The sequence below is a fragment of the Hydrogenophaga sp. OTU3427 genome (assembly GCF_038440225.1).
Classification (GTDB): Bacteria; Pseudomonadota; Gammaproteobacteria; order Burkholderiales; family Burkholderiaceae_C; genus Hydrogenophaga.
The window spans coordinates 87,662-99,647 of sequence record NZ_JASATI010000009.1 but is presented as its reverse complement, the minus strand read 5'-3'; the positions used below and the strand labels follow the sequence as shown (position 1 = coordinate 99,647).

The following is an 11,986-nucleotide window of genomic DNA, read 5'->3' as shown; positions in this document are numbered from 1 at the left end:
GATGCACATCCACATCCTCGGCATCTGCGGCACCTTCATGGGTGGCGTGGCGGCCCTGGCCCGCGAGGCGGGCCACACCGTGACCGGCTGCGACGCCGGTGTCTATCCGCCCATGAGCGACCAGCTGCGCGCGCTGGGCATCGACCTGATCGAAGGTTTTGGCGCCGATCAGCTGGCGCTCCGGCCCGACATGTTCGTGATCGGCAACGTGGTCAGCCGCGCCCGCCTGCCCGACGGCACGCCCAAATTTCCGCTGATGGAAGCCATCCTCGATGCCGGCGCACCCTACACCAGCGGCCCGCAGTGGATGAGCGAACACATCCTGCAAGGCCGGCATGTGCTGGCGGTGGCGGGCACCCATGGCAAGACCACCACCACGTCCATGTTGGCGTGGGTGCTGGAGCACGCCGGTCTGCAACCGGGTTTCCTGGTCGGCGGTGTCCCGCTGAACTTCGGCGTCTCCGCGCGCCTGGGCGGCAATGTCAGCGAGGGGGCTGCGCGCTCTGCGCAGGTAAAGGAGGAGCCCGCGCAGCGGGCGGGGGACACGGAGCAGAGCGCGCAGCCCCCTCGCGGGCCCCGCCAACCTCTCTTTGTGATCGAGGCGGATGAATACGACACCGCTTTCTTCGACAAGCGCAGCAAGTTCGTCCACTACCGCCCACGCACGGCGGTGCTCAACAACCTCGAATTCGACCACGCCGACATCTTCGACAGCCTGGCCGACATCGAGCGCCAGTTCCACCACCTGGTGCGCACCGTGCCCGGCAGCGGCCGCGTGGTCTGGAACGGCCTGGAGGAAAGCCTGGCCCGCGTGCTGCACCAGGGCTGCTGGAGCGAACAGCGCAGCTTTGGCGCCGCGGTGAGCGATTTCTCAGCAGAAGGCGAGCCACACGACTTCGCCGTGCTGCAAGCCGGGCGCGAGGTGGCGCGGGTGCGCTGGGGCCTGGGCGGGGTGCACAACCAGCTCAACGCGCTGGCGGCCATCGCCGCGGCCGAACACGTGGGCGTGCCACCGGCCCTTGCGGCCGAGGCGCTGGGTCTGTTCCACAACGTCAAGCGCCGCATGGAGGTGCGCGGCACGGTCAACGGCATCACCGTCTACGACGACTTCGCCCACCACCCCACCGCCATCCGCACCACGGTGGACGGCCTGCGCCGGCAGGTGGGCGCGGCGCGCATCCTGGCGGTGTTCGAGCCGCGCAGCAACACCATGAAGCTGGGCACCATGAAAAGCCAGCTGCCCTGGAGCCTGGAGCAGGCCGACCTGGCCTTCTGCCACAGCGGCGGGCTGGGCTGGGACGCGGCCGAAGCGCTGGCCCCCATGGGCGCGCGCGCGCAGGTGGCGGGCGACATCGGCACGCTGGTGGATCAGGTGATGGCCGCGGTCCGGCCGGGCGACCGGCTGCTGTGCATGAGCAACGGGGGCTTTGGTGGCGTGCACCAAAAACTGCTGGACGCGCTGGCCCTTCGCTTTCCGGAGCACTGACGGATCACCGCCTGGCCGCCCCAAGGTGGCTCCGCCCCTCAGGGGCAGCGGCGGAGCGTGGGGGCGTTCTTCAGTAGCTGACGGAGAGGGAAGGCACATCGATACGCACCACCGGCTTGGCCAGCACCGCGCTCACGGCGCGCGCAAAGGCGTGGGCCCAGGGGCGGTGGGCTTCCTGTGAAAAACGGTCCTGGCCAGCGGCCTGGGCCACCACCACCACCTTGTCGGCCAGCAGCAGCTTGCCCGTGGGCCGCAGGGGCTCGCACTCCATCTCGGTGAACTGCTGGTCCAGCCACTGCCGGGCCAGCTCGTGGGGCATGGGCTGCACCTCCTCCAGGTCGAACGGGTACTGGGTGTGATCGCCCCAACTGACAATGACTTGGCAACGCATGATCGGCGGCTCCTGGGTGGCGTGGTGTGCCGCCCATTGTGCCGACAAGCGCCCGGGTCTTCAAACCCGGGGCCTGCCCACCGCAACAGGTCAGCGGGCGCGGCGCGCCTGGACGGACTGCGCCAGGTTCTCCAGCACCTGTTCCGACTGCTTCCAGTCGATGCAGGCGTCGGTGATGCTCTGGCCGTAGGCCAGCTTGTTCACATCGTCCTTGCCGGGCGTGAACTTCTGCGCGCCGGGGTTGATGTGGCTTTCCACCATCACGCCGAACACGCTGCGCGAACCGCCGGCGATCTGTGCGCCGATGTCGCGCGCCACCTCGATCTGCTTCTCGTGCTGCTTGCTGCTGTTGGCGTGGCTGCAGTCCACCATCAGGGTGGCCGGCAGCTTGGCCGCCTCCAGTTCCTTGCAGGCGGCGGCCACGCTGGTCGCGTCGTAATTGGGTGCCTTGCCACCGCGCAGGATGACGTGGCAGTCCTTGTTGCCGTTGGTTTGCACGATGGCAACCTGGCCGTTCTTGTGCACCGACAGGAAGTGGTGGCCGCGCGCTGCCGCCTGGATGGCGTCGGTGGCGATCTTGATGTTGCCGTCGGTGCCGTTCTTGAAGCCGATCGGGGCGGACAGGCCCGAGGCCAGCTCGCGGTGGACCTGGCTTTCGGTGGTGCGCGCGCCGATGGCGCCCCAGGCGATCAGGTCGCCGATGTACTGGGGCGAGATCACGTCGAGGAACTCGCTGCCGGCCGGCAGGCCCAGGCGGTTGATCTCGATCAGCAGCTGGCGGGCGATGCGCAAGCCCTCGTCGATGCGGTAGCTCTCGTCGAGGTAGGGGTCGTTGATCAGGCCCTTCCAGCCCACGGTGGTGCGCGGCTTCTCGAAGTAGACGCGCATCACGATTTCCAGCGAATCGGCGTACTTGTCGCGCAGCGGCTTCAAGCGGCGCGCATAGTCGAGCGCGGCCGCCGGGTCGTGGATGGAGCACGGGCCGATCACCACCAGCAGGCGGTCGTCCTTGCCATGCAGGATGTTGTGGATGCTCTTGCGGGTGCGGGTGATCAGCGTTTCGACCGCGGTGCCGCGGATGGGGAAAAAGCGGATCAGGTGTTCGGGAGGGGGCAGCACGGTGATGTCCTTGATGCGTTCGTCGTCGGTTTCGCTGGTTTTCTCGACGGCCGCATACCAGGACTCGGGGCTGGGGCTGTGGGCTTTGGCATTCATGGCTGACTCCTCGAACAGATGGTGGACAAAGGGGGTGAACGGTGGGGAAACTGGAACGGGTGCGTGGGGCAAAAAAAAACCGCCGGGGGGTCCCGACGGTTTTTCAGATTTTGCTGGCCTTCGCGTGTGATTTGCTTACGCCTGAGCCTCTCTGCCGTCGGGGACGCGTGAGAACCAAAAGTAGGCAAAATAAAAGCGAGCGGCTTTCATAGCGGACAAATGTAGCACAGGTTTCTCAAAGATGGTTTCGCCGCCGGGCCGCTCCAAGGCGACACGCACCCCCTCGGGAGGCAGCGGCGGAGCGTGGGGGCTTCGTCATGCCGTCCCGCCGACCGTCAGGCCGTCGATGCGCAAGGTGGGCTGGCCCACGCCCACGGGAACGCTCTGGCCTTCCTTGCCACAGGTGCCCACGCCACTGTCCAGCGCCAGGTCGTTGCCGATCATGCTGACCTTCTTCATGGCCTCGGGGCCGTTGCCGATCAGCGTGGCACCCTTGACCGGGTACTGGATCTGGCCGTTCTCGACCCAGTAGGCCTGGCTGGCCGAGAACACGAACTTGCCGCTGGTGATGTCGACCTGACCGCCGCCGAAGTTGGTGGCGTAGAGGCCGCGCTTGATGCTGGCGATGATCTCCTGCGGGTCGCGCTCGCCGCCCAGCATGTAGGTGTTGGTCATGCGCGGCATGGGCAGGTGGGCGTAGCTTTCGCGGCGGCCGTTGCCGGTGGGCGCCACACCCATGAGGCGGGCGTTCAGGCTGTCCTGGATGTAGCCGCGCAGGATGCCGTCCTCGATCAGCACGTTCTTCTGCGTCGCCTGGCCCTCGTCGTCGACGTTGAGCGAACCGCGGCGGTCGGCGATGGTGCCGTCGTCGAGCACGGTGACGCCCTTGGCCGCCACGCGCTGGCCGATGCGGCCGCTGAAGGCGCTGCTGCCCTTGCGGTTGAAATCGCCTTCGAGGCCGTGGCCCACGGCCTCGTGCAGCAGCACGCCGGGCCAGCCCGGGCCCAGGACCACGGTCATCTCGCCGGCCGGGGCCGCGCGCGATTCGAGGTTGGTCAGCGCGGCGTCCACCGCTTCGTCCACATAACGCTGGGCCATGGCGTCGTCGAAATAGGCGAAGCCGAAACGGCCACCACCGCCCGAGGAACCCATTTCCCGCCGTCCCGCCTGCTCGGCGATCACCGTGACCGACAGGCGCACCAGCGGGCGCACGTCGGCGGCCAGGGTGCCGTCGGCGCGGGCCACCAGCACAACGTCGTATTCGCTGGCCAGGCCGGCCATGACCTGCACGATGCGCGGGTCCTTGGCCTTGGCCAGTTTTTCCACCTTTTCAAGCAGGGCGACCTTCTCGGTGCTGTTCAGGCTGGCGATGGGGTCGGTGGGCGCGTAGAGGCTGCGCGCCTTGGCCACCTTGCGGGCGCCGACCTTGGCCTTCTTGTTCTGGCCGTGGCTGGAGATGGTGCGCACGGTGTGGGCGGCGTCCTGCAGCGCGGCCCAGGACAGATCGTCGGAATAGGCGAAAGCGGTCTTCTCGCCACTGACGGCGCGCACGCCCACGCCTTGGTCGATGCTGAAGCTGCCGGTCTTGACGATGCCCTCCTCCAGGCTCCAACCTTCGCTGCGGGTGTACTGGAAATAGAGGTCGGCATCGTCGACGCCGTGGGACATGATCTCGCCCAGGGCCTTGCGCAAATGGGACTCGTCCAGACCAAAGGGGTCGAGCAGGAGGGACTGGGCGGTGGCAATGCGTGCCAGGGTGGGTTCGCGAGCGATCATGGGTCGATTGTAGAAAGGGTGGCAAGACGGTGCCACCGCAGGGGTCAAGCGGCGCGGTCGGGGCCACGCAAGAGCTGGAACAGCGCTGCGTCGTCGAATTCGGCCAGGCCCGCCTGGTGGGCCGCGCGGAACACGGCGGCGGCACGGGCACCCAGCGGGCCTTCAAAGCCCACCGCCTGCCCGGCCGCGACGGCCAGGCCGGTGTCTTTTTCCAGCAGGGTCACGTGGGCGCGCGGCGCCAGGTCGCCGGCGATGGCGCGGCGCATGCGGTCGCTGCCTATCCAGCTCTGACCACTGCTCTGCTCGATCACGTCCAGCGTGGTCGACAGGTCCAGCCCCAGGCGCCCGGCCAGGGCCAGGGCCTCTGCGGCGCCCACCAGGTTGATGCCGGCCAGCAGGTTGTTGACCAGCTTGGTGCGCGCGCCGTCGCCCACCCGTTCGCTGACCACAAAACGGCGCGACGACAGGTCGGCCAGCAGGGCCACGTGCCGCGCCAGCACGGCCTGCGGACCGGCCAGCATCAGGCTCATGCTGCCGTCTCGCGCCCGCGCGGGGCCGCCCGACATCGGCGCGTCCAGCGTGAACACGCCCCGTTCGGCCAGACGCGCGGCGCAGCGTTCCACGGTGTCGGGCGCGATGGTGGGGCACAACAGGACGGTCTGGCCGGCGCGCAGGCCGGTGAGCGCACCCGAGCGGCCGAACAACACGTCCTCGGTCTGCGCCGCGTCCACCACGGCCACGATCAGCACGCCGTCGGACGCCAGGCCGCGGGCCACCTCGGCGGCGTTTGCACAGACCCGCGCACCCAGCGCCTGGGCCTCGTCGCAGCGCGCAGCCGCGATGTCGTGCATGGCCACCAACCAGCCGCATTCACGCAGGCGCGCCAGCATGGCGCCACCCATGTTGCCAGCGCCAACGAGGCCCACCTGAACCGATGCGCTCATGTCTGCACCAGCCGCTTGGAGCGCGCGATCGACATCAGGATGCCCAGGCCCGCGCCCAGCGTGACCATGGCCGTGCCGCCATAGCTGACGAAGGGCAAAGGCACGCCCACCACCGGCAGGATGCCACTGACCATGCCCATGTTGACGAAGGCGTAAACGAAGAAGTTCAGCGTGATGGCGCCGCCCACCAGCCGCGAGAACAGGGTGGGCGCCTCGATGGCGATGGCCAGGCCGCGCAACACCAGGAAGGTGAAGCCGGCCAGCAGGGCCAGCACGCCGAGCAGGCCGAACTCCTCGGACAGGCCGGCGAAGATGAAATCGGTGGTGCGCTCGGGGATGAACTCCAGGTGGGTCTGGGTGCCCTGCATGAAACCCTTGCCCCAGACGCCGCCCGAGCCGATGGCGATCATGCCCTGGATGATGTGGAAGCCCTTGCCCAACGGGTCCTGGGTGGGGTCGAGCAGGGTGCACACGCGCTGCTTCTGGTAGTCGTGCAAGACCTTCCAGTCGACGCCAGGCTGGCACCAGTCGCCCTCCATGCTGACCAGCACCACCACCCCGATCACGCCCAGCAACACCGGCGGCAGGATCAGCTTCCAGCTCAGTCCGGCGAAATAGATGACCCACAGGCCAGAGGCCAGCACCAGCACGGCCGTGCCCAGGTCGGGCTGCTTGACGATCAGCCCCACCGGTACCAGCAGCAGGGCCCCAGCGGCGATGAAATCGAGCGCACGCAACTGCCCCTCGCGCTTCTGGAACCACCAGGCCAGCATCAACGGCATGGCCAGCTTCATCAGCTCGCTGGGCTGGATCACGGTGATCTGGATGTCCAGCCAGCGGGTGGCGCCCTTGCGGGTGATGCCGAACAAGGCCACCGCCACCAGCAGCACCACGCCGGCCATGTACATGGGCAGGGCCAGGGCCATCAGGCGCTGCGGCGGCACCTGGGCCACGGTGAACAGCACCGCGCCGGCGATCAGCATGTTGCGCCCGTGGTCGGCGAAGCGGGTGCCGTGGTCGAAGCCAACGGAATACATGACCAGCAGGCCCATGCCCGCCAGCAGGGCCACGGCCAGCGCCAGCGGCCCGTCAAAGCCCTGGAAGACGGGCGCCACACGCTGCCACAGAGAAGGTTTGTCAAATACAACGGCCATGGGGGTGAATTATCCTCGGGGCCATGCCCGACTCCGCTCCGCGCCCCCCGGCCACCCACCTGCTCTACCTGCACGGTTTCCGTTCCTCGCCCCAGTCGGCCAAGGCCAGGCAGATGGCCGAGCGCGTGGCCCGCGAGCACCCCGACGTGGTGTGGTGGTGCCCGCAGCTGCCGCCCTCGCCCGAGGCGGCCATGCGACAGGTGTTGGACGGTACCCGGGACTGGCCCCACGAGCGCATGGCCGTGGTGGGCTCGTCGCTGGGCGGTTTCTACGCCCGCTGGCTGCACACCCGCCTGGGCTGCCGCGTCGCCCTGCTCAACCCGGCCATCCGGCCCGCGCGCGACCTGGCCAAGCACATCGGCGAGCAGACCACCTGGCAGAACCCGCAGGAGCGCATCTTCTTCGAACCCGGCTTCGTGGCCGAGCTGCAGGCCCTGCAGAACCACATCACCCTGCCCCTGCGCGACGCCTGGGCGCTGATCGCCATGGGCGACGAGGTGCTGGACTGGCGCGAGATGGTGGGTGGCTGCGTGGGCGCCCACATCCAGCTGCTGACCGGCGGGGACCACGCGCTGTCGGATTTCGACCAGCACATCGGCGAACTGATTCAATTTCTGCAACTGGCCTGAAACGGGCTCACCCATGGCCAAAGACAAGACTCTCTACACCTGCAACGAGTGCGGCGGCAGCAGCCCGCGCTGGCTGGGCAAATGCCCACACTGCAACGCCTGGAACACGCTGGTGGAATCGGTGGCCGAACCCGTGGCGGGCACCAGGAACCGCTTCGCCGCGCTGGCGCCCACGGCCCAGATCGCCGTGCTGTCCGAGATCGAGGCCAGCGACGTCGACCGCAGCCCCACCGGCCTGGACGAGCTGGACCGCGTGCTGGGCGGCGGCATCGTCGAAGGCGGCGTGGTGCTGATCGGCGGCGACCCCGGCATCGGCAAATCGACCCTGCTGCTGCAAGCGCTGGACGCGCTGCAGCGCAGCGGCCTGAGCACGCTCTACGTCACCGGCGAGGAAAGCGGCGCCCAGGTCGCGTTGCGCTCGCGCCGCCTGGGGCTGAACCAAAGCCAGGTCAAGGTGCTGGCCGAAATCCAGCTGGAAAAAATCCTGCACACGCTGCAGGCGCAGCAGCCGGCCATCGCGGTGATCGACTCGATCCAGACCGTCTACTCCGACCAGCTGACCTCGGCTCCGGGCTCGGTGGCCCAGGTGCGCGAGTGCGCCGCCCACCTGACCCGCGCCGCCAAGGCCAGCGGCTGCGCCATCGTGCTGGTGGGCCACGTGACCAAGGAGGGCGCGCTGGCCGGCCCGCGTGTGCTGGAACACATGGTGGACACGGTGCTGTACTTCGAGGGCGACACCCACAGCAGCTTCCGCCTGGTGCGCGCCATCAAGAACCGCTTTGGCGCGGTCAACGAGATCGGCGTGTTCGCCATGACCGAAAAAGGCCTCAAGGGCGTGAGCAACCCCAGCGCCATTTTTCTCTCGCAACACGCGGAGCCGGTGCCCGGCAGCTGCGTGATGGTGACGCTGGAAGGCACGCGGCCCATGCTGGTGGAAATCCAGGCCCTGGTCGACACCGGCGGGCCGTCGCCCCGGCGCCTGAGCGTGGGCCTGGACCGCGACCGCCTGGCCATGCTGCTGGCCGTGTTGCACCGCCACGCCGGTGTGGCGTGCATGGACCAGGACGTGTTCGTCAACGCCGTGGGCGGCGTGCGCATCAGCGAACCCGCGGCCGACCTGGCGGTGATGTTGTCCATCACCAGCAGCCTGCGCGGCAAAGCCTTGCCCAAGGGCTTCATCGCCTTTGGCGAGGTCGGCCTGGCCGGCGAGGTGCGCCCCGCCCCGCGCGGGCAGGAACGCCTGAAGGAAGCCGCCAAACTGGGCTTCTCGGTCGCGGTCGTGCCCAAGGCCAACGCGCCCAAGGCGTCCGACAAGGCCTTGATGGCGGCCTTGAGCGGCATGAGCATCCACGCGGTGGAGCGCATCGAGGACGCGCTGGAGGTGGTGCGCGGCTTTTGAGCCCCGACCACCCCCCGCCCGGTAAACTCGGGGCTTTCCCAGACCGACCCCGAAAGCCCCTTTTGTTTGCATTGTTCGAAGAAGCCGGCAAGTTCCTGACCGGCCGCGTGTTGTCCGAAGCCGAAAGCTCGCTGCAGGTCGAGCTGGACTCGGGCAAACGCGTCAAGGTCAAGGCCGCCAACACGCTGCTCAAGTTCGAGAAGCCGGCGCCGGCCGCGCTGCTGTCCGCCGCCCAGGCGCTGGCCGATGGCATGGAGGCCGAGCTGGCCTGGGAATTCGCGCCCGAGGACGAGTTCGGCTTCGCCGATCTGGCGGGTGTCTACTTCAGCGACCCGCCCTCGGTGGACCAGCAGGTCGCCGCCCTGTTCAAGCTGTCCGAGGTGCCACACTACTTCCGCCGCGCCGGCAAGGGCCGCTTCAAGAAGGCCTCGGCCGAGATCGTGCAGCAGGCGCTGGCCGCCATCGAGAAAAAGAAGCTGGTGCAAGCGCAGATCGAAGCCTGGGCCGGCGAGCTGGCCGCCGGCCGCTGCCCGCAGCCGGTGCGCGACCAGCTCTACAAGATCCTGTTCCGCCCCGACAAGAACGCCGCCGAATACAAGGCCGTGGCCGAGGCCACCAAGCTCACCCACCTGGCCCCGCTGGCCCTGCTGGAGAAAGCCGGCGCCATCGCCAGCGCCTACCAGTTCCACTGGCAGCGTTTCCTGTTCGACTTCTTCCCCAAGGGCACCGGCTTCCCCGCCTTGCAGGCGCCGCCGGTGGAAGGCGAGCTGCCGCTGGCCACGGTGTTGGCCTTCTCCATCGACGACTCGCACACCACCGAAATCGACGATGCGCTGTCGGTGCAGGGCCTGGGCAGCGGCACGGTGACGCTGGGCATCCACATCGCCGCGCCCGGCCTGGCCATCGCGCCCGGCGGCCCGCTGGACCAGGTGGCGCGCGCGCGCCTGTCCACCGTCTACATGCCGGGCCACAAGATCACCATGCTGCCTGACGCCGTGGTGCAGGCCTACACACTGGACGAAGGGCGCGACTGCCCGGCGGTGTCACTGTATGTGAGCATCGACGAAGCCACGCTGGCCTTCACCGCCACCGAAACGAAGCTGGAGCGGGTGCCCATCGCCCACAACCTGCGCCACGACAAGCTGGACGAGCTGATCACGCCCGCCTGGCTGGCCGGCGTACCCGACACCAGCGCCCCGGCCGAGCTGGTGGCGCTGCAGCCCCAGCTGGCCTTTCTGTGGCGCCTGGCCCAGCACCTGAAGGCGCAGCGCGAGGTGGTGCGCGGCAAGCCCGAAAGCTTCAACCGCCCCGACTACAGCTTCAAGCTGGCCGACAAGGCAGGCGACGAACCGGTGGGCGACGAGACAGTGCTGATCACCACCCGCAAACGTGGCGCGCCGCTGGACCTGATGGTGGCCGAGGCCATGATCGTGGCCAACAGCACCTGGGGCCAGTGGCTGGCCGACTGCGGCGTGCCCGGCATCTACCGCAGCCAGCACAGCCTGGCGCCCGGCATGAAGGTGCGCATGGGCACCAAGGCCCTGCCCCATGCCGGCATCGGCGTGAAGTGCTACGCCTGGAGCACGTCGCCCCTGCGCCGCTACACCGACCTGGTCAACCAGTGGCAGATCATCGCCTGCGCCCGCCATGGCAAGACCGCCGCGCTGGCCGCGCCCTTCAAGCCGAAGGACGCCGACCTGTTCTCCATCATCAGCGCCTTCGATGGTGCCTACAGTGCCTACAACCAGTTCCAGGGTGGCATGGAGCGCTACTGGACGCTCAAGCACCTGCAGCAGGCCGGCACGACCGAGCTGACCGCCACCGTGATGAAGGACGGCCTGGTGCGCGCCGACAGCCTGCCGCTGGTGCTGCAGGTGATGGGCGCCGACGGCCTGCCGCGTGGCGCCCACGTGCGGGTGCGCCTGGGCGCCATGGACCTGATCTCGCTCGATGTGGGCGGCACCGTGATCGAGCGCCTGGACCTGGACGTGGACGAACTGATCGACGACGAGGCCGAAGGCGAGGAAAGCCTGGCCGCGCCGCTGGCGATCGCGGTCGACATGGATGCGGGCGACAGCACCGCCGCCGCGCCCGAAACCTCGTCAGACACGGATAATCCCACCCCGTGAAAGCCCCCGCCGCGTTCAGCCCCCTCCAGATCGCCCTGGGCGTGTCGGTGGCCGTGCACGCGGTCTTGCTCACGGTGCGTTTTGTCCACCCCGAGGCCTTCAACCGCGTGTTCCAGGACACGCCTCTGGAAGTGGTGCTGGTCAACGCCCGCAGCGAGGACAAGCCCGACAAGGCCCAGGCCATCGCCCAGGCCAACCTCACCGGCGGTGGCGAGGCCCAGCGCGGGCGTGCCACCTCGCCCCTGCCGCCCTCGGCCCAGGCCCGCCTGGGCGACCCGGTGGAGGAAGAGGAAAAACGCGTCGAGGCGATGAAGGAGCAGCAGAACCGCATGCTGGCCCAGATCCGCAAGCAGCTGGCCAGCTACCGCGTCAACGAGACCCCCGAGGCCCAGCGCACCCACGACGAGCAGGAGCGCGAGGAGCGCCGGCTGGCGCTGGTCAAGCTGCTGGCCGAGATCGAGCGCCGCATCAACGAGGAAAACGCGCGGCCCAAGAAGCGCTACATCAGCCCGGCCACCCGCGAAGCGGTGTACGCGATCTATTACGACCAGCTGCGCCGCAAGATCGAAGACCGTGGCACGGCGCAGTTCCCCGAAGTCGGTGGCCGCAAGCTCTACGGCGAGCTGACGATGCTGATCACCGTCAACTTCGATGGCCGCGTGCTGGCCACCGAAATCGTGGAGAAATCCGGCAAGGCCGCGCTGGACGCGCGCGCCGAGGCCATTGTCAAGAGCCTGGGCTTTGGCGGCTTCACCAGCGCCATGCGGCAACGCGCCGACCAGATCGTGGTGGTGTCACGGTTCCGCTTCACGCGCGACGAGACACTGCAGACCCAACAAATGATGACCCCATAAGCCTACTCA

10 protein-coding genes are annotated in these 11,986 nt (G+C 68.5%); 5 read left to right on the top strand and 5 right to left on the bottom strand.

The features are described 5' to 3' along the window. The first annotated feature begins 1 nt into the window (after position 1). Entirely contained in the window at positions 2 to 1,486 is a 1,485-nt protein-coding gene (mpl, locus tag AAHB17_RS07930; protein WP_342129997.1) for a UDP-N-acetylmuramate:L-alanyl-gamma-D-glutamyl-meso-diaminopimelate ligase, read from the top strand. 70 nt (positions 1,487 to 1,556) lie between these two features. On the opposite strand, the gene AAHB17_RS07925 is transcribed toward mpl, so the two are convergent. The 5 genes from AAHB17_RS07925 to rodA form a co-directional block, all read right to left on the bottom strand. Continuing rightward, positions 1,557 to 1,877 (bottom strand): hypothetical protein, encoded by a 321-nt coding sequence (locus tag AAHB17_RS07925; RefSeq protein WP_342129996.1) that lies wholly within the window; start codon positions 1,875 to 1,877, stop codon positions 1,557 to 1,559. A gap of 90 nt (positions 1,878 to 1,967) precedes the next feature. Next, a complete protein-coding gene (locus AAHB17_RS07920; RefSeq protein ID WP_342129995.1) occupies positions 1,968 to 3,092 on the bottom strand; it encodes a 3-deoxy-7-phosphoheptulonate synthase in 1,125 nt (374 codons plus the stop codon). Between the two features lie 315 nt (positions 3,093 to 3,407). Beyond that, positions 3,408 to 4,868, bottom strand: coding sequence for a metalloprotease TldD (gene tldD, locus AAHB17_RS07915; RefSeq protein ID WP_342129994.1), 1,461 nt, complete (start codon positions 4,866 to 4,868; stop codon positions 3,408 to 3,410). A gap of 44 nt (positions 4,869 to 4,912) precedes the next feature. Next, a complete protein-coding gene (locus AAHB17_RS07910; protein ID WP_342129993.1) occupies positions 4,913 to 5,812 on the bottom strand; it encodes an NAD(P)-dependent oxidoreductase in 900 nt (299 codons plus the stop codon). Continuing rightward, positions 5,809 to 6,966 carry a rod shape-determining protein RodA gene (gene rodA, locus AAHB17_RS07905; RefSeq protein ID WP_342129992.1) on the bottom strand — a complete coding sequence of 386 codons (1,158 nt, stop codon included), beginning with the start codon at positions 6,964 to 6,966 and terminating at the stop codon, positions 5,809 to 5,811. Before rodA ends, AAHB17_RS07910 begins: the two co-directional genes overlap by 4 nt. A gap of 23 nt (positions 6,967 to 6,989) precedes the next feature. Here rodA and AAHB17_RS07900 point away from each other — a divergent pair, with 23 nt between their 5' ends. The 4 genes from AAHB17_RS07900 to AAHB17_RS07885 all read left to right on the top strand — a co-directional run bounded on the left by AAHB17_RS07900 (position 6,990) and on the right by AAHB17_RS07885 (position 11,977). Next, positions 6,990 to 7,595, top strand: a complete 606-nt coding sequence (locus AAHB17_RS07900; RefSeq protein WP_342129991.1) for a YqiA/YcfP family alpha/beta fold hydrolase — start codon at positions 6,990 to 6,992, stop codon at positions 7,593 to 7,595. A gap of 13 nt (positions 7,596 to 7,608) precedes the next feature. Beyond that, a complete protein-coding gene (radA, locus tag AAHB17_RS07895) occupies positions 7,609 to 8,994 on the top strand; it encodes a DNA repair protein RadA (RefSeq protein WP_342129990.1) in 1,386 nt (461 codons plus the stop codon). 62 nt (positions 8,995 to 9,056) lie between these two features. Continuing rightward, entirely contained in the window at positions 9,057 to 11,123 is a 2,067-nt protein-coding gene (locus AAHB17_RS07890; protein WP_342129989.1) for a ribonuclease catalytic domain-containing protein, read from the top strand. After that, positions 11,120 to 11,977, top strand: coding sequence for an energy transducer TonB (locus tag AAHB17_RS07885; RefSeq protein WP_342129988.1), 858 nt, complete (start codon positions 11,120 to 11,122; stop codon positions 11,975 to 11,977). The genes AAHB17_RS07890 and AAHB17_RS07885 overlap by 4 nt, the downstream gene beginning before the upstream one ends. Positions 11,978 to 11,986: the final 9 nt, after the last annotated feature.

What these genes read in the sequence shown, in the direction of transcription:
- mpl (WP_342129997.1), top strand. Translation starts at nt 2, where the DNA reads ATGCACATCCACATCCTCGGCATCTGCGGCACCTTCATGGGTGGCGTG.
- radA (WP_342129990.1), top strand. Translation starts at nt 7,609, where the DNA reads ATGGCCAAAGACAAGACTCTCTACACCTGCAACGAGTGCGGCGGCAGC.
- AAHB17_RS07925 (WP_342129996.1), bottom strand. Translation starts at nt 1,877, where the DNA reads ATGCGTTGCCAAGTCATTGTCAGTTGGGGCGATCACACCCAGTACCCG.
- AAHB17_RS07900 (WP_342129991.1), top strand. Translation starts at nt 6,990, where the DNA reads ATGCCCGACTCCGCTCCGCGCCCCCCGGCCACCCACCTGCTCTACCTG.
- AAHB17_RS07910 (WP_342129993.1), bottom strand. Translation starts at nt 5,812, where the DNA reads ATGAGCGCATCGGTTCAGGTGGGCCTCGTTGGCGCTGGCAACATGGGT.
- AAHB17_RS07920 (WP_342129995.1), bottom strand. Translation starts at nt 3,092, where the DNA reads ATGAATGCCAAAGCCCACAGCCCCAGCCCCGAGTCCTGGTATGCGGCC.
- tldD (WP_342129994.1), bottom strand. Translation starts at nt 4,868, where the DNA reads ATGATCGCTCGCGAACCCACCCTGGCACGCATTGCCACCGCCCAGTCC.
- rodA (WP_342129992.1), bottom strand. Translation starts at nt 6,966, where the DNA reads ATGGCCGTTGTATTTGACAAACCTTCTCTGTGGCAGCGTGTGGCGCCC.